At 70.2% G+C, this 21264-nt stretch carries 18 protein-coding genes; 11 read left to right on the forward strand and 7 right to left on the reverse strand.

Annotated features, from left to right (window positions below; translation table 11 throughout):
• Nucleotides 1-32 precede the first annotated feature (32 nt).
• From metH to gatC, 7 genes are all read right to left on the reverse strand, one after another.
• Nucleotides 33-3740 carry a methionine synthase gene (gene metH / locus HRU81_09985; GenBank protein ID QOJ32407.1) on the reverse strand — a complete coding sequence of 1236 codons (3708 nt, stop codon included), beginning with the start codon at nucleotides 3738-3740 and terminating at the stop codon, nucleotides 33-35.
• Nucleotides 3737-4633, reverse strand: a complete 897-nt coding sequence (gene metF, locus HRU81_09990) for a methylenetetrahydrofolate reductase (GenBank protein ID QOJ32408.1) — start codon at nucleotides 4631-4633, stop codon at nucleotides 3737-3739. The genes metH and metF overlap by 4 nt, the downstream gene beginning before the upstream one ends.
• Complete coding sequence (locus tag HRU81_09995) at nucleotides 4626-5582, reverse strand: metalloregulator ArsR/SmtB family transcription factor (protein QOJ32409.1); 957 nt, start codon at nucleotides 5580-5582, stop codon at nucleotides 4626-4628. Before HRU81_09995 ends, metF begins: the two co-directional genes overlap by 8 nt.
• A 224-nt stretch (nucleotides 5583-5806) precedes the next feature.
• A complete protein-coding gene (locus HRU81_10000; GenBank protein ID QOJ32410.1) occupies nucleotides 5807-7060 on the reverse strand; it encodes a hypothetical protein in 1254 nt (417 codons plus the stop codon).
• Nucleotides 7061-7147: 87 nt separating this feature from the next.
• On the reverse strand, nucleotides 7148-8593 hold the full coding sequence (gatB, locus tag HRU81_10005) for an Asp-tRNA(Asn)/Glu-tRNA(Gln) amidotransferase subunit GatB (protein ID QOJ32411.1): 1446 nt from the start codon (nucleotides 8591-8593) through the stop codon (nucleotides 7148-7150).
• Nucleotides 8590-10128, reverse strand: a complete 1539-nt coding sequence (gene gatA, locus HRU81_10010) for an Asp-tRNA(Asn)/Glu-tRNA(Gln) amidotransferase subunit GatA (GenBank protein ID QOJ32412.1) — start codon at nucleotides 10126-10128, stop codon at nucleotides 8590-8592. The genes gatB and gatA overlap by 4 nt, the downstream gene beginning before the upstream one ends.
• Nucleotides 10076-10363, reverse strand: coding sequence for an Asp-tRNA(Asn)/Glu-tRNA(Gln) amidotransferase subunit GatC (gatC, locus tag HRU81_10015; protein QOJ32413.1), 288 nt, complete (start codon nucleotides 10361-10363; stop codon nucleotides 10076-10078). The genes gatA and gatC overlap by 53 nt, the downstream gene beginning before the upstream one ends.
• A gap of 152 nt (nucleotides 10364-10515) precedes the next feature.
• Here gatC and HRU81_10020 point away from each other — a divergent pair, with 152 nt between their 5' ends.
• The 11 genes from HRU81_10020 to lipB all read left to right on the forward strand — a co-directional run bounded on the left by HRU81_10020 (nucleotide 10516) and on the right by lipB (nucleotide 21107).
• Nucleotides 10516-11559 (forward strand): rod shape-determining protein, encoded by a 1044-nt coding sequence (locus tag HRU81_10020; GenBank protein QOJ32414.1) that lies wholly within the window; start codon nucleotides 10516-10518, stop codon nucleotides 11557-11559.
• Nucleotides 11560-11663: 104 nt separating this feature from the next.
• A complete protein-coding gene (gene mreC, locus HRU81_10025; protein ID QOJ32415.1) occupies nucleotides 11664-12716 on the forward strand; it encodes a rod shape-determining protein MreC in 1053 nt (350 codons plus the stop codon).
• Nucleotides 12713-13213: a rod shape-determining protein MreD gene (gene mreD, locus HRU81_10030; protein ID QOJ32416.1), complete on the forward strand. Its 501-nt coding sequence runs from the start codon at nucleotides 12713-12715 to the stop codon at nucleotides 13211-13213. Before mreC ends, mreD begins: the two co-directional genes overlap by 4 nt.
• Nucleotides 13214-13229: 16 nt before the next feature.
• Complete coding sequence (gene mrdA, locus HRU81_10035) at nucleotides 13230-15098, forward strand: penicillin-binding protein 2 (GenBank protein ID QOJ32417.1); 1869 nt, start codon at nucleotides 13230-13232, stop codon at nucleotides 15096-15098.
• Nucleotides 15095-16231, forward strand: coding sequence for a rod shape-determining protein RodA (gene rodA / locus HRU81_10040; protein QOJ32418.1), 1137 nt, complete (start codon nucleotides 15095-15097; stop codon nucleotides 16229-16231). The genes mrdA and rodA overlap by 4 nt, the downstream gene beginning before the upstream one ends.
• Nucleotides 16232-16248: 17 nt before the next feature.
• Nucleotides 16249-17265 carry a lytic murein transglycosylase B gene (mltB, locus tag HRU81_10045; GenBank protein QOJ32419.1) on the forward strand — a complete coding sequence of 339 codons (1017 nt, stop codon included), beginning with the start codon at nucleotides 16249-16251 and terminating at the stop codon, nucleotides 17263-17265.
• Nucleotides 17255-18145 (forward strand): septal ring lytic transglycosylase RlpA family protein, encoded by an 891-nt coding sequence (locus HRU81_10050; protein QOJ32420.1) that lies wholly within the window; start codon nucleotides 17255-17257, stop codon nucleotides 18143-18145. The genes mltB and HRU81_10050 overlap by 11 nt, the downstream gene beginning before the upstream one ends.
• A 53-nt stretch (nucleotides 18146-18198) precedes the next feature.
• The gene (locus HRU81_10055; protein QOJ32421.1) at nucleotides 18199-19356 is read left to right on the forward strand and encodes a D-alanyl-D-alanine carboxypeptidase; all 1158 of its coding nucleotides are present in this window, start codon (nucleotides 18199-18201) and stop codon (nucleotides 19354-19356) included.
• A gap of 38 nt (nucleotides 19357-19394) precedes the next feature.
• A complete protein-coding gene (locus HRU81_10060; protein QOJ33365.1) occupies nucleotides 19395-20243 on the forward strand; it encodes an aminotransferase class IV in 849 nt (282 codons plus the stop codon).
• Nucleotides 20221-20502, forward strand: a complete 282-nt coding sequence (locus HRU81_10065; GenBank protein ID QOJ32422.1) for a DUF493 domain-containing protein — start codon at nucleotides 20221-20223, stop codon at nucleotides 20500-20502. The genes HRU81_10060 and HRU81_10065 overlap by 23 nt, the downstream gene beginning before the upstream one ends.
• On the forward strand, nucleotides 20499-21107 hold the full coding sequence (lipB, locus tag HRU81_10070; GenBank protein QOJ32423.1) for a lipoyl(octanoyl) transferase LipB: 609 nt from the start codon (nucleotides 20499-20501) through the stop codon (nucleotides 21105-21107). The genes HRU81_10065 and lipB overlap by 4 nt, the downstream gene beginning before the upstream one ends.
• Nucleotides 21108-21264 lie beyond the last annotated feature (157 nt).

Consider the following 21264-nt stretch of genomic DNA (forward strand, 5'->3'; position numbering starts at 1 on the left):
CCTGCCGCCGGCCACCGGCGCATTTTTTTGATTCAGGCCGCCTCCGCGTCGTAGCCCAGTGCCGCGGCCAGCCAGCGCTCCACGGTGGCCAGGCTGACGCCCTTGCGACGCGCGTAATCCACCGCCTGGTCGCGACCGATGCGGCCCACGCCGAAATACTTCGCTTCCGGGTGCGCCAGGTACCAGCCGCTCACCGATGCCGGCGGCATCATGGCGTAGCCCTCGGTCAGCACGATGCCGGCGTTGCGCTCCGCATCCAGCAGGCGCCAGAGCGTGGCCTTCTCCGTGTGGTCCGGGCATGCCGGATAGCCGGGGGCCGGCCGGATGCCGCGGTAGGACTCGGCGATCAGCCCGGCGCAGTCCAGCGACTCCTCCGGCGCGAAACCCCAGTGCTGCTTGCGCACCTGCTCGTGCAGGTACTCGGCACCGGCCTCGGCGAAGCGGTCCGCCAGCGCCTTGAGCAGGATGGCGCTGTAGTCGTCGTTGGCGCGCTGGAAGGCGGCGACACGCCGCTCGGCGCCGAGCCCCGCGGTGACGGCGAAGGCGCCGATGTAATCGCGGATGCCGGACTCCCGCGGGGCGACGTAGTCGGCCAGGCAAAGGTGCGCCTGGCCGTCCGGCTTGGCGCGCTGCTGGCGCAGCTGGTGCAGCATCGCCAGCGGCTGCGCCCGTGATTCGTCGGCGTAGACCGCGATGTCGTCATCGCCGACGGCGTTGGCGGGAAACAGGCCGATCACCGCACGCGAAGTGAGCCAGCCCTCCGCCAGCACGCGGTCGAGCATCTCGCGCACATCCCGCCACAGGCCGCTCGCCGCCTCGCCCACCACCGGATCGGTGAGGATCTGCGGGAACTTGCCGTGGAACTCCCAGGCATTGAAGAACGGCATCCAGTCGATGTACCGGGACAGCACCTGCAGGTCGAGGTCGAGCAGCTGCACCCCGAGGCGCGCCGGCACCGGCGGCGTGCCGAAATCCACCCGCGCCTTGTTGCGCCGCGCATCGGCCAGGCCGATCTGCGGAGCCTGCCGGTCCTTGTGGGCGTGGCGCTGGCGCCGCAGGCGGCTGTCGTCCTTGGTTTCCGTGGTGAAGCGCTCGCGCTCGCCGGGCGTGATGAGCTTCTGCGCCACGCCCACGGCGCGCGAGGCGTCCTTCACGTAGATCACCGCGCCGTCGTATTCCGGGTCGATCTTCACCGAGGTATGGGCCGGCGACGTGGTGGCGCCGCCGATCAGCAGCGGTGTGGTGAACTTCTGGCGCTTCATCTCCCGGGCCACGTGCACCATCTCGTCCAGCGAGGGCGTGATCAGGCCGGAGAGCCCGATGATGTCGGCCTGCTGCTCGCGCGCCACCTGCAGGATCTTCTCGCCGGGCACCATGACGCCGAGGTCGATGACCTCGAAGTTGTTGCACTGGAGCACGACGCCGACGATGTTCTTGCCGATGTCGTGCACGTCGCCCTTGACGGTGGCGACGACGATGCGGCCGAGCTTGCGCACGCCGCCGGACTGCCCCTGCTCGATGAACGGCACGAGGTGGGCGACCGCGCGCTTCATCACGCGGGCGGACTTCACCACCTGCGGCAGGAACATCTTGCCGGCGCCGAACAGGTCGCCGACGATGTTCATGCCGTCCATCAGCGGCCCCTCGATCACGTCGAGGGGCTTCGCGGCCTGCAGGCGCGCCTCCTCGGTGTCGGCGATGATGAACTCGTCGATGCCCTTCACCAGCGCGTGGGACAGGCGCTTCGATACCGGCCATTCGCGCCAGGCGTTGTCCGTGGCCGCGGCACGGGCGGCATCGCCGTCACGATAGCGCCCGGCCATGTCGAGCAGCCTCTCGGTAGCGTCGGCGCGCCGGTTGAGGATCACGTCCTCCACCGCCTCGCGCAGCTCCGCCGGGATGTCCTCGTAGATGGCGAGCTGGCCCGCGTTGACGATCCCCATGTCCATGCCCGCCTGGATGGCGTGGTAGAGGAACACCGAATGCATGGCCTCGCGGACACGGTTGTTGCCGCGGAAGGAGAAGGAGACGTTGGACACGCCACCACTGACGCGCACGCCCGGCAGGCGCTGCTTGATGAGCCGCGTCGCCTCGATGAAGTCCAGGCCGTAGCGGGCGTGCTCCTCGATGCCGGTCGCCACCGCGAAGATGTTCGGGTCGAAGATGATGTCCTCCGGCGCGAAGCCGGCCTGCTCGCGCAGCACCGCGTAGGAGCGCTCGCAGATCGCCACCCGGCGCTCCACGGTGTCCGCCTGCCCGTTCTCGTCGAAGGCCATGACCACCGCCGCCGCGCCGTGGCGGCGGATCTCGCGCGCCTGGCGCAGGAACGCCTCCTCGCCCTCCTTGAGGCTGATGGAATTGACGATGGCCTTGCCCTGCACGCACTTGAGCCCGGCCTCGATCACCTCCCAGCGCGAGGAGTCGATCATCACCGGGACGCGTGCGATGTCCGGCTCGCCCGCCACCAGCTTGAGGAAGCGGTCCATGGCGGCCACCGAGTCCAGCATGCCCTCGTCCATGTTGACGTCGATGACCTGGGCGCCGTTCTCCACCTGCTGCAGGGCCACGGCCAGCGCGCCCGCGTAGTCGTCCGCGGCGATGAGCCGGCGGAATTGCGCCGAACCGGTGACGTTGGTGCGTTCGCCGACGTTGACGAACAGCGAGCCGGGGCCGATGTTCAGCGGCTCGAGGCCCGCCAGCCGCAGCTTCGGCTCGAGTTTCGGCACGGCACGCGGCGGGCAGCCGGCCACCGCCTCGCAGATGGCGCGGATGTGCGCCGGCGTGGTGCCGCAGCAGCCACCCACCATGTTGAGGAAACCGGCCCGGGCGAAATCCCCGAGGATGCGCGCCATGTGCTCCGGCGTGTCGTCGTACTGGCCGAACTCGTTGGGAAGGCCGGCGTTGGGATGCACGCTGACCCCGGTATCGGCCACCCGCGAGAGCTCGCTGATGTAGGGGCGCAGGTCCTCGGCGCCGAGCGCGCAGTTCAGGCCCATCATGAACGGGCGCACATGGCGCACCGAGTTCCAGAACGCCTCGGTGGTCTGGCCGGAGAGCGTGCGCCCGGAAGCATCGGTGATGGTCCCCGACACCATGACCGGAACCGGTTCGGCGAGATCATCGGCGAGCTTCGCCACGGCGTAGAGCGCGGCACGGGCGTTGAGGGTATCGAACACCGTTTCCACGAGGATGAAGTCGGCGCCGCCCTCGAGCAGCTTGCGCGCTGCGATGCTGTAGGTCGCCACCAGCTCGTCGAAGCTGATGTTCCGGAAGCCGGGGTCGTTGACATCCGGCGACAGCGAGGCCGTGCGGTTGGTGGGGCCGAGCACGCCGGCGACGAATCGCGGCCTGCCAGTGCGCGCGGCCACCTCGTCGGCTGCCTCGCGCGCCACCCGCGCGGCCGCCAGGTTCAGTTCGGCCACCAGCTCCTGCAGGCCGTAGTCGCCCTGCGACGGCGCGGTGGAGTTGAAGCTGTTGGTCTCGATGACGTCCGCGCCCGCCTCGAGGAACTCGCGGTGGATGGCACCGATGACCTCGGGTCGCGTGATCGACAGCAGGTCGTGGTTGCCCTTCAGGTCCTGCGACCAGTCGCCGAAGCGCGTGCCGCGGTAATCGGCCTCGGTCAGGCCGCGCCCCTGGAGCACCGTGCCCATGGCGCCATCGAGCACCACGATGCGCTGCGCGAGCAGTGCCTGCAGCCGGGCGAACCGCTGCTGACGTCCCGTGTCATCGCCGGTCATGCGCCTGCCTCCGCGGCCCGAGGCCGCAAGCCCAGCGCGTAGCAGATGGCATAGGTCAGCTCCGCGCGGTTCAGTGTGTAGAAATGGAATTCATCGACACCGTGGCGGCGCAGGCGGCCGACCAGCTCGATGGCGACGCTGGCGGCGATCATCTGCCGCGTCTCCGGATCCTCGTCGAGGCCCTCGAAGCGCTGGTGCAGCCAGCCCGGCACCGGCGTGCCGCAGCGGGCGGCGAAGCCCAGCAGCTGCGAGAACTTCGCGATCGGCAACAGGCCGGGCACCAGCGGGCCGCGGATGCCGGCCCGGTCACAGTCATCGCGAAAGCGCAGGAAACGATCGACGTCGAAGAAGAACTGCGTGATGGCGCGGCTGGCGCCGGCATCGAACTTGCGCTTCAGGTTGTCGAGATCGAACGCCGCGCTCGGCGCTTCCGGGTGCACGTCCGGGTAGGCGGCCACGGAGATGTCGAAGTCGGCGAACTGCCGCAGCCCCGCGACCAGGTCTGCCGCATAGGCATAGCCGCCGGGATGGGGCCGGTAGCGCGACTCGCCGCTGGGCGGGTCACCCCGCAGCGCGACGATGTGGCGGATGCCGTCGTCGTGATAGCCGCGCACCACCTCGAGCACTTCCTCGCGGCTGGCTCCCACGCAGGTGAGGTGCGGCGCGCAGGTCAGGCCGGTCTCGCGCAGGATGCGGCGCACGATGTTGTGGGTGCGGTCGCGCGTCGAGCCATCGGCGCCATAGGTCACCGAAACGAATCGCGGCTGCAGCGGAGCCAGCCGCTCCACGGCCTGCCACAGGCTGGCCTCCATCGCGGCGCTCTTCGGCGGGAAGAACTCGAACGAAACCTGCACCGGAGCTGGCGCAGCGCTGGCGGCTTCGACTTCAGGCATGGGTACCCGTCCCCCTCGGCGCAGCGGCCGCAACCGCCGTGACCAATGCAAAGCTGGGGCTGCCCGCGGGCAGCCAGGCCGGGTTGCCGGGCCGCAGGCCCGCCCCGCGCAACAGCACCGCCAGCTGGTTCTCGAACAGGCCGCGGGATGCGCCATGGCTGCCCGGCAGGCGCAGCGCCGCCGGCAGGATGCGGTCGAAGAGCAGCAGTCGCCCCGATGGGCGCAGCACCCGCGCCGCCTCCGCAAGGGCCTGGGCCGGCTGCGCACTGAGCGACAGCACCTCGTCGAGCACCACCAGGTCGAAGGCCAGGTCCGGGAACGGCAGCGCGTGCATGTCGCCGGCGCGAATGGTGCAGTGGGCATGGCCGGCCTGCTGCAGGCGCGAGCGCGCCAGCACGCGCATGCCGCGAGCGATGTCGAGCCCCACGGCGCTGCGCGCGCGTGGCGCCAGCAGGCCGAGCAGCATGCCGGCGCCGACACCCACGTCGAGCACGTCGCCCACGCCCTGCCCGCCGAGCGCGTCATCGAGCGCCTGCCCCAGGATCACCGGGTCGGGCCGTCCAGCGGCCGGCTCCGCCCACAGGCGGGGCCCTGTCGGCGCGGTGATGGCGTAGCGCTCACGCTTGTGGCGGATATCGACCATCCGCGCCTGGTCTTCGGCAAGGGTGGCATCGGCGCTGCGGGCCAGGGCGACGATGCGCTCCAGCAGTTCGGCCGCCGGCGCGGCAGGGTCCGAGCGGTAATACACCCACTGGCCATCGCGGAAGCAGCTGACCAGGCGGGCCTCGTTGAGCACGCGCAGGTGCCGGGAGACACGGGGCTGGCTCTGCCCGAGCACCTGCACCAGTTCGCCGACGGTGGCCTCGCCGCTCGCCAGCAGGGCCAGCAGGCGCAGGCGCGTCGGATCGGCGCTGGCCTTGAGGAAACCCAGTGCGGCATCGAGAGTCATGCGCGAATAATAAAGAAAACTTTATATGTTTGCCGGTGAATGTTTCCGGTCAGAGAGCAATTGACAGCCCATGCGTGCCATGACGGACGCACCGCCCAATCCGTGTGAGCAACGCCAAATGCCACGAACCGTGGCGAATGTGGGTCTATCTGTTGGAAATCGACGAAAAAAAGCGCCGTAGCGCTTCCGGGGGCCCCGATCTGCGCGCGAAGCGCCGTAGCGCGTCAGTGAACCTCGGTCTGCGCGCCCGGCATCGTTTCTTTCTTCAGGATGTTGATGACGGCCGCGCGCGTGGCGGGATCGGTGATGGGGCCGATGGAAATGGCCATGGAGGTCCCGGGCAGAAACCCGTCGGGGTCCGCAAGGAAGGCATCGAGGGTGCTGTCATCCCAGACGAGCCCGTTGCGGCCGGCATCGGCCATGGCCCGGGAATAATGAAAATTGGGAACCGTGCCGGCCCGCTGCCCGAAGATGGCGTACAGGTTCGGCCCGGCGAGATGCTTCGCGTTCCTGTCGACGGTGTGGCAGAAGCGGCACCACTTGTAGGTTTCCGCCTTCACCTGGCGCTCGAATGGCGTTTCCGGCGTCACCGTGACCTGCACCACCGGCGCCGCGTGCGAGGTCACGCCTCCGGGCGCCGCCACCATCACGCCGACCGGCCAGGGCGTGACGCGGAATGCGGCATACGGGGCATATGCCCCCAGCCCCAGCAGAACCAGCACGCTGCCAACGGCAACGACCCGGACCAGCAGGCTGGCCGGGGCACTGGCGACGATGCGCATGCGCCGGCGCGCACGCAGCCACGCGCCCAGGGCAAACACCAGCGCGCTCGCCACCAGGAAGCCGCCCACCGCCGGCACCGCGTTGCCCGGCTCCCTGAAGGTGCTCATGGCATAGAGATTGAGGCACATGGCCGCCCAGGCCTGCAGGCCGATGCCGGGCGGCCAGGCGCGCAGCTGGCCCACGCCCCGGCGCAGCCAGAACCAGGCGCTGGAGCAGACCGTGGCGATGGTCAGCAGCAGGACGCCGAAGTTGAGCGCGGAGTGGAAATAGCCGGTGAACATCCAGCCGGCACGGTTCTCGCCGATCACCGCCGGCAGGTCGAGGAACGGGCCGACATGCACCGTCAGGCCCTCGGTCCAGGCCTGACCGATGCCGAAGAGGGGAATCACCAGCAGCAGCGCATACAGCGAGAATGCGAGGGTGCGGGCCCAGGCCTGGCCCGCTGCCGTCATGCCCGCGGCAGGTGCCGCCGGCTGTTCGCGCAGCCAGCGCCAGATCCGCAGCACCAGCAGCACGAACAGCGTGATGCCGACCAGGTAGTGCCAGCCCCGGAACTGCTCGCGCAGCAGCGAGGTCTTCTCGATGCGCGGCATGCGTACCGTCAGGGTCACCTGAACGGTGTACAGGACCATGATCAGCCAGCCGAGGATGACGCTGGCACGGCTGTAGCCCGGACGCTGGAATCCATCCCGCATGACGCACCTGCCTCTGGCTGCCTTACCCCGCGCCGCCCTCCCGGCAGCGCGGCCCGCGGCGCCGGCCACGGCCGGAGCCGGGCGCCGTCACGAAGCGAGCTTGCGGCGCAACAGCTCGTTCACCTGCGCCGGATTGCCCTTGCCGGCCGTGAGCTTCATGACCTGCCCGACGAAGAACCCGAACAGCTTGTCCTTGCCGGCGCGATACTCCGCCACCTGGCCCGGATTGGCGGCAATCACCTGGTCGATCACCTGCTCGAGGGCGCCGGCATCGGTGATCTGGCGCAGACCCTTGCGGGCGATGATCTGGTCGGCATCGCCTTCCCCGGCCCACATGCCTTCGAACACCTCCTTGGCGATCTTGCCCGAGATGGTGTGGTCGGCGATACGGGCGAGCAGGCCCGCCAGCGCCGCCGGGCCGACCCGGGCCACCTCGATGCCGAGGCCATCGCGGTTGAGCGCCGCGGCCAGTTCGCCATTCACCCAGGTGGCGGCGAGACGCGCCTGGCCGGCACCGGCTGCCGCGAGCACCGCTTCGAAGTAATCCGCCACCTCGCGGCTGGCGGTCAGCAGCGCGGCTTCCGTGGCGCCGAGGCCGCACTCGGTGACCAGGCGCTGCGCCCGTGCGTCGGGCAACTCGGGCATCGAAGCGCGCACTTCCTCGACCAGCGCCTCGCCGATCTCCAGCGGCAGCAGGTCCGGGTCGGGGAAGTAGCGATAGTCGTTGGCCTCTTCCTTGCTGCGCATCGGGCGGGTCTCGTCCCGGTCGGGATCGTACAGCCGCGTTTCCTGCACGACGCGCCCACCCTCATCCAGCACCCCGGCCTGCCGGTCGATCTCGAAGAGGATGGCACGCTCGAGGAAGCGGAAGCTGTTGAGGTTCTTGATCTCGGTGCGGGTGCCGAGGCTGGTGCTGCCCGCCGGGCGCAGCGAGACGTTGGCATCGCAGCGGAAGGAGCCCTCCTGCATGTTGCCATCGCAGATGCCGATCCAGCGCACCAGCTGGTGGATCCTGCGCATGTAGGCGGCTGCCTCCTTCGCCGAACGCATGTCCGGCTCGGAGACGATTTCCAGCAGCGGCGTGCCGGCGCGATTGAGGTCGATACCCGAGAGGCCGTGGAAGTTCTCGTGCAGGGACTTGCCGGCGTCCTCTTCCAGATGGGCGCGCGTCAGGCGCACCGTCTTGCCGCCGCCATCCTCCAGCTCGATGCGCACGCTGCCGCCCTGCACCACCGGCAGCTCGTACTGGCTGATCTGGTAGCCCTTGGGCAGGTCGGGGTAGAAGTAGTTCTTGCGGGCGAAGACCGAGCGGCTGGCGATGCGGGCGCCGATGGCCAGGCCGAAGCGCACGGCAAGGCGCACGGCCTCGGCATTGAGCACCGGCAGCACGCCGGGATAGCCGAGGTCCACCAGGCAGGCCTGGGTATTGGGCGCGGCGCCATAGGCGGTGGCTGCGCCGGAGAAGATCTTCGAGCGCGTGGCGAGCTGCGCATGGATCTCCAGCCCGATGACGGGTTCCCAGCCGCCGCTCACTGCGCTGCTCCCGTCGGCGGATCCGCCGGCCGCCGGCGATGCCAGTCGGTGGCGCACTGGTACTGGTGGGCGACATTCAGCACGGCAGCCTCGCCGAAGGCCGGCCCGATGAGCTGCAACCCCACCGGCAGGCCACCGGAGAAGCCGCAGGGCACCGAGATGCCCGGCACGCCCGCCAGGTTGACGGCGATGGTGTAGATGTCGTTCAGGTACATCTGCACCGGGTCGCTGGTCTTCTCGCCCAGGCGGAATGCCGGCGTCGGCGTGGTGGGACCGGCGATGACATCCACCCTGTCGAAGGCGCGGCGCAGGTCCCCGGCGATGAGCTTGCGCACCTTCTGCGCCTGCAGGTAGTAGGCGTCGTAGTAGCCGGAGGACAGCACGTAGGTGCCGGTCATGATGCGGCGGCGGACCTCGGCGCCGAAGCCCTCCTGGCGCGAGCGCTTGTACATTTCCTCGATCGATCCGGCAGCTTCGGCCCGGTGGCCGAAGCGCACGCCGTCGAAGCGCGCCAGGTTGGAGGAGGCTTCGGCCGGCGCCACGATGTAGTAGGTCGGCACCGACAGGCCGAGGTTCGGCAGCGAGACCTCGACGATCTGCGCGCCGAGCTGGCGCAGCACCTCGAGGGCCTCGCGCACCCGGGCGGCGCAGCCGGCATCCAGCCCGGCGTCGAAGAATTCCGGCGGCACGCCGATGCGCCGGCCCGCGAGCGGACGATCCAGCATCTGCGAATACGCCGGCACGGGCAGGTCGGCACTGGTCGAATCGCGCGGGTCGAAGCCCGCCATGGCCTCGACCAGCAGCGCCGCGTCCTCGGCGCTGCGTGCCAGGATGCCCGCCTGATCCAGGCTCGAGGCAAAGGCGATCATCCCGTAGCGCGACACCCGGCCATAGCTCGGCTTGAAGCCGGTGATGCCGGCGAGGGCTGCCGGCTGGCGGATGGAACCACCGGTGTCGGTGCCCGTGGCGGCCGGCACCAGCCCCGCCGCCACCGCCGCCGCCGACCCCCCCGAGGAGCCGCCCGGCGAGCGCTGCAGGTCCCAGGGATTGCGCACCGGCCCGAAGAAACTGGTTTCGTTGGACGACCCCATGGCGAATTCGTCCATGTTGGTCTTGCCGACGCAGACCACCCCCGCGGCGGCCAGCCGTTCCACCACCGTCGCGTCGTAGGGCGGGATGAAGTCCGCCAGCATCTTCGAGGCGCAGGTGGTGGCAACCCCGCGGGTGCAGAAGATGTCCTTGTGGGCAATGGGCACGCCGGTGAGGGGCCCGCCCTCGCCCCGCGCCAGGCGGGCGTCGGCGGCATCGGCCGCCGCCAGGGCCTGGTCGGGGTTGACCGTGATGAAGGCGTTCAGCGCGCCGTCGAGGCGCGCAATGCGCTCCAGGCTGGCCTCGACCAGTTCGCGGCTGCTGGTGCTGCGGTCCCGGAGCGCGCGCGACAGCGCGGCGATGCTGCGATCATCCCCCTGCAAGGCCACGGCCTCAGTCGATGACCCGGGGCACGAGGTACAGTCCGGCCTCGGCGCGCGGCGCATTCTGCTGGCAGAGCTCGCGGCAGTCCGCCTCGGTGACCACATCGGGACGCAGCCGCTGCGCCATGTCGAGGGGATGGGCCATGGGCTCGACGCCCTTCGTGTCCACCTGCCTGAGCTGGTCCACCAGGCCGAGGATGCGCGACAGCTTGTCGGCGCAGTCGGCCACCTCGTCCTCGCCCGGGGCAAGGCGCGCCAGGTGCGCAATGTGACGCACGTCCTCTTTGCTCAGCGACACGGGAAAGAGCCTTCGGATCAGCTGCTTAGGGAAGCGCGCATGATACACCCGCAGTTGTGGAAATGCCCCCTCGTTGCTAGAGTACCGCGCAATCCGGTTTTGGGTTGCCGGATCCTTCCTGCCTGTTGTCTGGCATCGACTGGGTTGTGCGCATGCTGAAGAAGCTCCTCGGCTACTTCTCGAACGATTTGTCCATCGACCTCGGGACGGCCAACACGCTCATCTACGTGCGCGGCCAGGGCATCGTCCTCGACGAACCCTCGGTGGTCGCCATCCGCGATGAACCAGGCCGCGGCGGCAAGACGGTGGAAGCCGTCGGCACCGAAGCCAAGAACATGCTCGGGCGCACGCCCGGCAACATCACGGCGATCCGCCCGCTGAAGGACGGCGTCATCGCCGACTTCACCATCACCGAGAAGATGCTCCAGCACTTCATCCGCAAGGCGCATCCCGGCCGCTACTTCCGGCCGAGCCCGCGGGTGCTGATCTGCGTGCCCTACGGCTCCACCCAGGTGGAGCGGCGCGCCATCCGCGAATCCGCCGAGGGCGCCGGCGCGCGCAAGGTATTCCTCATCGAGGAACCGATGGCGGCGGCGATCGGCGCCGGCATGCCGGTGCACGAGGCCCGCGGCACCATGGTGCTCGACATCGGCGGCGGCACCGCCGAGGTGGCGGTGATCTCGCTCAACGGCATCGTCTACGCCTCCTCGGTGCGCATCGGCGGCGACCGCTTCGACGACGCCATCATCAACTACGTGCGGCGCAACTACGGCATCCTCATCGGCGAAGCCACCGCGGAGCGCATCAAGAAGGAAATCGGCTCCGCCTACCCCGGGGACGAGGTCCACGAGATCTCCGTCAAGGGCCGCAACCTCTCCGAAGGCGTGCCCCGCAGCTTCAGCCTCAACAGCAACGAGATCCTCGAGGCCCTGCAGGAGCCGCTGCAGGGCATCGTCGGCGCCGTGAAGGGCGCCCTGGAGCAGACGCCGCCGGAACTCGGCGCCGATGTCGCCGAGCGCGGCATCGTCCTCACCGGAGGCGGCGCACTGCTGCGCAACATCGACAAGCTCCTCATGGAAGAGACCGGCCTGCCCGTTGTCGTGTCCGAGGATCCCCTCACCTGCGTGGCGCGGGGCGGCGGCCGTGTACTGGAACTGATGGACGAACAGGGCCCCGGCGTCTTCAGCCTCGACTGAGCGAAGACCGGGGGAGTTCGACGAAAAGCCTGCCCATCCCTGCCCGGAGGAAGAGACCAGTAGACTGTCCCCCGGGCTTCCCCGCCCCCGCGGTTCCCTGAAGCATGGCGCTCTCGACACCCGACAGCGAGCCACGACTGTTTTCCGGGCCTGCCCCGGGGCTGAGGCTTGTCGTGCTGGTGGCGCTCGCCATCGTGCTCATGGTGTTCGACCACCGCGACCAGCACCTGGCGCGCATCCGCGGCTACCTCGCCGCCGCGCTGTACCCCTTGCAGGAGGCCGTGGATGCGCCATCGGCTGCCAGCCGCTGGATGAGCGACAACCTCGCGGCGCGCGAGCGGCTGATCGAGGAGAACGCCGGGCTGAAGCGCGAGCTGCTGCTCGAGCGCGGGCACCTGCAGCGCATGGCCGCGCTGGAGGCGGAGAACGCCCGCATGCGCGCCCTGCTCGACTCCACCGCCAAGGTCGGCGACAAGGCGCTGATCGCCGAGATCCTCTCCGTGGACATGGATCGCCTGCGCCATCGGGTGGTGCTCAACCGCGGCAGCCGCGATGGCGTGTTCGTCGGCCAGGCGCTCATCGATGCCCGGGGTGTCGTCGGCCAGGTCACCCGGGACCGCGGCAGCAGCAGCGAGGCGCTGCTCATCACCGACCCTGACCACGCCGTGCCGGTGGAGATCGTGCGCAACGGCCTGCGCAGCATCGCGCTCGGTACCGGCGACCTCGAACGCCTCTCCCTGCCCTTCCTGGCGCGCAATTCCGACGTCAAGGCCGGCGACCTGCTGGTCACTTCAGGCCTCGGCGGCAGCTTTCCGGCAGGCTATCCGGTCGCCACGGTGCAGGAAGTTCGCGGCGACAGCGGCGAGCCCTTCCTGGTGGTGACTGCGCGACCGGCTGCCGCGCTCGACCGCATCCGCGAGGTCCTGCTGGTGCAGCCACCGCCGGCCGAGGTGGCGGCACCGCCCGAGGACAGCCCGCTGCCCCCGCCGCCGCCGGCGGCGACCCGCACCGGCAAGCCGGCGCCCGCGAAGCCCCCGGCAGCGGCGCCTGCTGCGGTGCCGGCTGCGACCCCGGCGCCTGCTGCGACCCCGGCGCCGGCCGCCACACCGGCGGCACCCGTCGCACCAGCCGCGCCCGCGGCGGAACGCGCAGAATGAGCCGCAACCGCACCAGCCCGTTGATGCTCTGGGTGACGCTGCTCGGCGCCCTGGCGCTGGCGGTCTTTCCCCTGCCGGAGGCCGTCGAGCCCTTCCGCCCACCGTTCCTGACCATGGCGATCATCTACTGGACCATGATGTGGCCGCGCCTCTGCGGGCTGCTCACTGCCTTCATCGCCGGCCTGCTGCTCGATGTCCTCTACGGCAGCCTGCTCGGCCAGCACGCCCTCGCGCTGGTGGTGGTGTCCTTCCTGACGCTGCGTTTCCACCTGCAGATCCGCAATTTCCCGCTGTGGCAGCTGACCGCCTCGGCGACGCTGCTGCTGGCGATCGACACCTTCTTCGTGTTCTGGTCGGACGGCATCGCCGGCGATCCCACCGGCGGCCCGGCACGCTGGATCACGGTCGCGGCGGGCACCGTGGCCTGGGTGCCGGTCATGGCGCTGCTCGACAGGCTGCGGCTGCGCTCCGAGAACCGCAGCAAGCGCTTCGCCTGAGGCAGGCCCGGCAGTCATGGCACAGGGCGCACGCATCAAGGACCACTGGGCCGAGCAACGCCTGTTCCTGGCGAGGCTGGTGTTCGCGCTGGGCTTCATCATCGTGCTGGCGGTGATCGTCGTCAGCCGGCTGGTGCAGCTGCAGGTGATGCAGTACGACTACTACTCCGCCCAGTCGCAGGGCAACCGCATCCGCGTCCAGCCCGTGCCGCCGACCCGCGGGCTGATCCTCGACCGCAACGGCCGGGTGCTGGCCGAGAACCAGGCGAGCTTCGACCTGGTGCTCACGCCGGAACAGGTACCGGACCTGGAGGCGACGCTGAGCTACCTGGTGGCCACCGGGCTGGTCGAGGCGGACGACCTCGGCGACATCCGCGAGGAGATCGCCGCCCACCGCCGCTACGAGGCCGTCGGCATCCGCGACCACCTCAGCGAGCTGGAGGTGGCGCGCTTTGCCCTGAACCGCCCCTACCTGCAGGGCGTGGACATCCGTGGCCGGCTGTCGCGCAGCTACCCCTACGGCGGCGCGCTGGCCCACGCCCTGGGCTATGTCGGCGGCCTCAACGCCGCGGACCTCAAGGAAGTCGACCCGGTCGCCTATGCCGGCACCGCGCAGATCGGCAAGGTCTCGGTGGAGCGCGCCTTCGAGGCGGCGCTGCACGGCGCGCCGGGGCAGGAGCAGGTGCTGGTCAATGCACGGGGACGCAGCCTGCAGACGCTGGACCGGACCGGTGCCCGGCCGGGGGACGACGTGGTGCTGGCGCTCGACCTCGATGCGCAGCTGGCGGCCTACGAGGGGCTCACCGGGCGGCGCGGCGCGGTGGTCGCCATCGACCCGAAGAACGGCGAGGTCATCGCCTTCGTCAGCACGCCGGCCTTCGACCCGAACCTGATCAGCGCCGGCCTGTCGCGCAAGGCCTATAACGCGCTGCAGGAGGACATCGACAAGCCGCTGTTCAACCGCGCCCTGCGCGGCACCTACCCGCCCGGCTCCACGGTGAAGCCGATCGTGGCGCTGGCCGCCCTCCACAATGGCACCCTCAAGCCGACCGACCACGTCTACTGCGGCGGCGCCTACTCCCTGCCCGGCAGCAGCCACCGCTACCGCGACTGGAAGCCCGAGGGACATGGCGCCGTGGACCTGCAGGCCGGCATCGAGCAATCCTGCGACGTCTACTTCTACCAGGTGGCGCGCGAGCTGGGCATAGACCGCCTGAGCAGCTTCATGAAGGACTTCGGCCTCGGCGCCACCACGGGCATCGACATGCCCGGCGAGAAGGGAGGGCTGGTGCCGTCTCCGGAGTGGAAGCGCAGCGCCTTCAAGCGCGCGGCCTACCAGGTCTGGTTCCCCGGCGAGACCCTGATCACCGGCATCGGCCAGGGCTACACGCTGGTGACACCGGTGCAGCTGGCGCATGCCACGGCGACGATTGCCGCCCGGGGCCAGCGCTTCCGCCCCACCATGCTGCTGGCCACCCGCGATCCGCTCAGCGGCCGCACGCAGCCCGCCACGCCCATCGCCCTGCCGGCGGTGGATGCGGTGAAGCCCGCTGACTGGGATGCCATCATCGCCGGCATGCACGGCGTGCTGCAGGGCGCGCGGGGCACGGCCCGCGCCGCGGGCATGGCCGTGCCGTTCCAGGTGGCGGGCAAGAGCGGCACCGCCCAGGTGTTCACCGTCGCGCAATCACAGAAGTACAAGGCCATGGACGTGGCCGAGCGCATGCGCGACCACGCGCTGTTCGTCGCCTTCGGCCCGCTGGAGGACCCGCGGATCGCGGTGGCCGTCGTCGTGGAAAACGGGGAGAGCGGCAGCAAGGTGGCCGCGCCCATCGCCCTGAAGGTGATGGAAGCCTACCTGCGGATGGGGCCCCCGGGGGCATGAGCCGCCAGCGCGACAGCGAGCGCAACTCGCGCCTCGGCGCCTTCGGGCGCGTGCTGCGCTGGGCACACATGGACCCGCCGCTGCTCTCCGGCATCATCGCCATCCTGCTGTTCGCCACCTTCGTGCTCTTCAGCGCCTCCGGGCAGAGCTGGGGCATGATGCAGGCGCATGCCGGCAAGGTGGCGGTGGCCATGGTGGCGATGCTGGTGGCCGCGCGCATCGACCCGGTATGGCTGCGACGCGGTGCGCCCTGGCTGTACCTCGCGGGCCTCGGGCTGCTGGTGCTGGTGCTCGCCACCGGCGACATCGCCAAGGGCGGGCAGCGCTGGCTGGACTTCGGCCTGCGCTTCCAGCCCTCCGAGGTGATGAAGCTCGCCGTGCCGCTGACCCTGGCGCGGCTGTTCCATGACCGGCCGCTGCCGCCATCGATCCTGCTGGTCGCCGGCAGCCTCGCCATCGTGCTGCTGCCCACCGTGCTGATCGCCGTGCAGCCGGATCTCGGCACCGCCGTGCTGATCGTGCTCACCGGTGCCATCGCCATCTTCCTCGCCGGCCTCGGCTGGCGCTACATCCTCGGCGCGCTCACCTTGGCCGCGGCCTCCCTGCCGGCGCTCTGGTACGTGATGCACGACTACCAGAGGAACCGCGTGCTGACGCTGCTCGACCCGGACAGCGACCCGCTCGGCGCCGGCTACCACATCATCCAGTCGAAGATCGCCATAGGCTCCGGCGGTTTCTTCGGCAAGGGCTGGCTCAATGGCAGCCAGGGCCAGCTGGAGTTCCTGCCCGAACGCTCCACCGACTTCATCTTCGCGGTGATCGGCGAGGAATGGGGGCTGATGGGTGCGCTGGCCCTGATGGCGGTCTACCTCTTCGTGGTGGGCCGCGGCCTGTACATCGCCGCCACGGCCCCGGACACCTTCACGCGCATCCTCGCCGGCAGCCTCTCCATCACGTTCTTCTTCTACGTGTTCGTCAACTCCGCCATGGTCACCGGGCTGCTGCCCGTGGTGGGCGTTCCGCTGCCGCTGGTCAGCGCCGGCGGCACCTCCATGGTCACGCTGCTGGCCGGCTTCGGCATCCTCATGTCGATCCAGACGCATCGCAAACTCGGCGACGCGGTCCGGCGCTGATCAGGCAGAATACGCGCATGCCGCGCCTCCGGATCATCGCTGCCCTCGCCCTGCTGCTGGCCGCGCCCGCCAGCCACGCCATCGACACCAGCCGCGGCGACGTGCAGGCCTACGTCAATGGCCTGGTCCGCGAGCAGGGCCTCGACGCCGACTACCTGCTGGCGATGCTGGAGGATGCGCGCTCGCAGCCGGCCATCCTCGAGGCCATGGCGAAGCCCGCGGAGCGCACCAAGACATGGGCCGAGTATCGCGCGATCTTCATGACGCCGGAGCGCATCAGGGCGGGAGTGGAGTTCTGGCAGGCGCATGCCGCGGAGCTGGATCGCGCCGCGGCGAAGTCCGGGGTGCCGCCGGAAATGCTGGTCGGCATCCTCGGCGTGGAGACCTACTTCGGCCGTCGCACCGGCAAGTTCCGCGTCCTCGACAGCCTTGCCACGCTGGCCTTCGACTACCCGCCGCGCAGCCGCTTCTTCAGCAACGAGCTCATGCAGTTCTTCCTGCTGGCGCGCGACGATGGCGTCGACGTGCAGACCGTGCTCGGTTCCTATGCGGGCGCCATGGGCGCGCCGCAGTTCATGCCGAGCAGCTACCGGAACTTCGCGGTCGATGGCGACGGTGACGGCCGCCGCGACCTCTTCAACAGCTGGCCGGACGTGTTTGCCAGCGTCGCCAACTACTTCGTCGCCCACAACTGGAAGAGCGGCGAGCCGGTGGTGGCCCGCGGCACCGCCGCGCGCACGCTGGCGCAGAAGCCGGAGGACAACAAGCTCACCGCGGGCGATACGGTGGCCGGGCTGCGCAGGCTCGGCCTGCGCTTCAGCACCGACCAGGGCGACGGGGCCCCGGCGGGTCTTCTGGTCTTCGACGGCGACGAGGGGCCGGAGTACTGGGCCGGCTTCCACAATTTCTTCGTCATCACCCGCTACAATCGCAGCTCGATGTACGGCCTGGCGGCCTTCCAGCTCGGCCAGGCCATCGGCGAGGGCGTGCGCCTCACGCCCGAGGGACCATTGCGCGCCGCCGATGCGCCCTGACCGGGAGGGCAGTCGCCTGGAACCTGAAGAGCACCAGCACCCGCCATCCGCACCGCCAGCAGCACGGGCTGCGCTGGCTGCGATCCTGCTGCTCACCCTCGCCGGCTGTGCCGTCGAGCCGGCGCAGCGACCGGCACCGAAGCTGCCCGAGCCCGTCCATCAGGACGCGGAGATACCACCCGGCCAGCCACCCTCCATGCCAGGAGCCGCCATCCCCGGCGGCCCGGGCAACCCGCCGTTCTACGATGTCATGGGCGAGCGCTACCACGTCCTCGCCGACAACGAGGGTTACCTGGAACAGGGCGTGGCTTCCTGGTACGGCCGCGAGTTCCACGGCCGGCGCACCTCCAACGGCGAGCCCTACGACATGTATGCCCTGACCGCGGCGCACAAGACCCTGCCGCTGCCGACCACGGCCCGCGTCACCAACCTGGCCACGGGCAAGAGCATCGTGGTGCGCATCAATGACCGCGGTCCCTTCAAGAAGGGCCGCCTGATCGACCTGTCCTACGCCGCGGCGCGCGAACTCGGCTTCGTCACCGCCGGCACGGCCATGGTCGAGGTGCAGGCGCTGGCCGACGCCTCGGCAACGGACACCGCGGGTGCTGCGCCGCCACTGGCGCGGGCCATGTACGCGCAGGTCGGCGCCTTCAGCCAGCGGCAGAATGCGGAAGACCTGAAGCTCCGCCTGGAGAAGCAGGGCATCGCCAACGTCGTCATCCGTTATGATGCCGGGGCCGTGCCGCCGCTCTACCGGGTGCGCGTCGGCCCGGTGGCGGACGCCGCGGCATTCGACACCGTGGTCGCCGCGGTGGGCCGCCTGCGCCTCGGCGAACCACGCCTCGTGGTCGAGGCGCGCGGCAGCCAGCCTGGCGGCTGAGCCACCGCCAGCGGCACCTGGCGCAATACCCGAACCAGCCTGGAGCATCGAGCATGAGAACAGCCTTGGGAGCCATCGGGCTTCTGGTCCTCGCCCTTTTCCCTGTCCTGCTGCCCGCGGCGGCACCCACGGTTCCGCCGCCGCCACAGGTGGCCGGGCGCTCCCACGTCCTCATGGACTTCGCCACCGGCAAGGTGCTCGCGGCGTCCAACGAGCACCAGCGCGCCGAGCCGGCCAGCCTCACCAAGATCATGACCGCCTATACGATCTTCACGGCCCTGAAGTCCGGCCAGATCAAGCTGACCGACAACGTGGTGGTGAGCGAGCGCGCCTGGCGCGAGGGTGGCGCCGGCTCGGCCGGCTCTACCATGTTCCTGCCCATCCACAGCAGCACCACGCTGGAGAACATGCTCAAGGGCATGATCATCCAGTCGGGCAACGACGCCAGCATCGCGCTGGCCGAGCACCTCAGCGGTTCCGAGGAGGCGTTCTCCGACGTCATGAACCGCCATGCGAAGGAACTCGGCATGGGCGACACCCACTACGTCAACGCCGCCGGCCTGCCCGACCCGGAGCACTACACCTCGGCGATCGACGTGGCGCTCCTCAGCCGGGCGCTCATCCGCGAGTTTCCCGAGTACTACGCCTGGTTCTCGCAGAAGGAGTTCGTCTTCAACGGCATCAAGCAGGGCAACCGCAACCTGCTGCTCTACGGCGACCCCGGCGTCGACGGCATCAAGACCGGCCACACCCAGTCCGCCGGCTACTGCCTCGCCGCCTCGGGCAAGCGCGGCGACATGCGCATGATCGCCGTGGTCATGGGTACCAGCGGCCCCGATGCCCGCGCCAAGGCATCCATGGAACTGCTCAACTACGGCTTCCGCTACTACGACACCCGGCGGCTGTACCAGCAGGGCAAGCCGCTGGTCGAGGCGCGGGTGTGGAAGGGTGTGGCCGAGACCGTCGGCCTGGGCGTGCCCGCCGACATCTGGGTGACGATTCCCCGGGGCAGCCTCGAACAGGTCAAGGCCACGCCCGAGGCGCCGCGCGACCTCATCGCGCCGCTCGATCCGCGCACGCCGGTCGGCAAGCTGAAGGTGACGCTGGGCGGCGAGCCGCTGCTGGAGTCACCGCTGGTGCCGCTCGCCGCGGTGGCCGAGGGCTCGCTCTGGCGCCGCGCGGTCGATACCGCGCTGCTCTGGTTCGAGTGATGCCGGGGCACTGAGGCGCAGCAAGCATGGCCGCAGCCCTGCCCATCGTCTTCCTCGACGGCGAGTTCCTGCCGCTGGCGGCGGCGCGGATCTCGCCGCTGGACCGCGGCTTCCTTTTCGGCGATGCCGTCTATGAAGTCATCGGTGCCTACGACGGCGTACCGATGCTGCTGGAGGCGCACCTCGCGCGCCTCGCCCGCAGCCTGCGCGAGTTGCGCATCGCCGCGCCCTGCGACGACAGCGGCTGGCGCGCCATCCTCGCCAGCCTCATCGAGCGCAATGGCGGCGGCCGGGCCCATCCCGACCTGGGCCTCTACCTGCAGGTGAGCCGCGGCGCCGACGCCGGCCGCGACCACTGCTTCCCGCAGGGAGTCCGGCCGACGGTGTTCGCCATGGCGAGCGCGATCGCCCCCACGCGGCTCGACTCGCCGGGCGTGCGCGCCATCACCGCCACCGACAACCGCTGGGGACGCTGCGACATCAAGTCCACGGCGCTGCTCGCCAACGTGCTGCTGCGCCAGGCGGCGGCCGATGCCGGCGCCGGGGAGTGCCTGATGCTGCGCGACGGCTTCCTGACCGAAGGCTCGGGCAGCTCCGTGCTGGTCCTGGAGGGCAGCCACCTTGTGAGCCGGCCCAACGGCCCCGATATCCTGCCGGGTACCACCATTGCGCTGGTGCGCGAACTGGCGGCCGCGGCCGGCATCGGCTGGCGCGAGGAAGCCGTCAGCGAGTCGCGACTCCGGGGCGCCGACGAGGTGTGGCTGACCGCCGCCCTGCGCGGCCTGGCTGCGGTGACCCACATCGACGGCCGGCCGGTCGGCGCCGGCGTCCCCGGACCGCTGTGGCGCGTGGTGGCGGAGGCCTATGAACGCCGCAAACGACCCTGATTCCGCCTCGCCGCTGGCCTTCCCCTGCAGCTTTCCCATCAAGGTGATGGGGAGGCACGAGGCGGATTTCGAGGCCCTCGTGGTGGCGATGATCAGCGCCCACACCGGCTCGCTGCCGGAGGACAGCGTGCGCTCGCGCCAGAGCAGCAATGGCCGCTTCCTCTCGGTGACGGTCACCATCGACGCACAAAGCCGGGCGCAGCTCGACGAGGTGTACCGCAGCCTCACCGCCTGCGAGCAGGTGCTGTTCGTGCTGTGAGCATCGTCGTGCGACGGCTGGGCCGCGCGGAATACCAGCCGACGCTGGAGGCCATGACTCGCTTCACCGCTACGCGGGCGGCCGATACCCCCGACGAGATCTGGCTGCTGGAGCACGAGCCGGTGTTCACCCTCGGCCTCAATGGCGACGCGCGCCACGTGCTCGATGCCGGCCCGATCCCGGTGGTCCAGGTGGATCGCGGCGGCCAGGTGACCTACCACGGCCCGGGCCAGCTCGTGGCCTACACGCTGCTCGACCTGCAGCGCCGCCGCCTGGGCGTGCGCGCGCTGGTGACGGCGCTGGAAAATGCGGTGATCGCCACGCTCGCGGCCTACGGCATCACGGCGGCCAGCAGGCCGAAGGCGCCGGGCGTCTACGTGGCCGGCGCGAAGGTGGCGAGCCTCGGCCTGCGGGTGCGCCGCAACTGCTCCTACCACGGCCTGGCGCTGAACGTGGACATGGATCTCGCGCCCTTCGGCCGCATCAATCCCTGCGGCTTTCCCGGCATCGAGGTCACCGACGTGGCCCGCCTCGGCGGACCCGCGGACCTCGACCGCGTGAGCGGCGATCTCGAGGGTGCGCTGCTGCGCGGCCTGTCCGCCTGAGCAGGACAGATTGCGCTGAAGTCTGCCGGGGGAGGCCCCTCCGCTACCGTTCGGCCGGCCATCCATGGCCGGCCTCACTGCATATCGGGCTCGCTTTCGCTGTCCTGCATCGCTCGCCCTCAATGCCGCTGCGGGGCCTCCCCCGGCAGACTTCAGC

This window comes from Gammaproteobacteria bacterium, assembly GCA_015709695.1.
GTDB lineage: Bacteria > Pseudomonadota > Gammaproteobacteria > Steroidobacterales.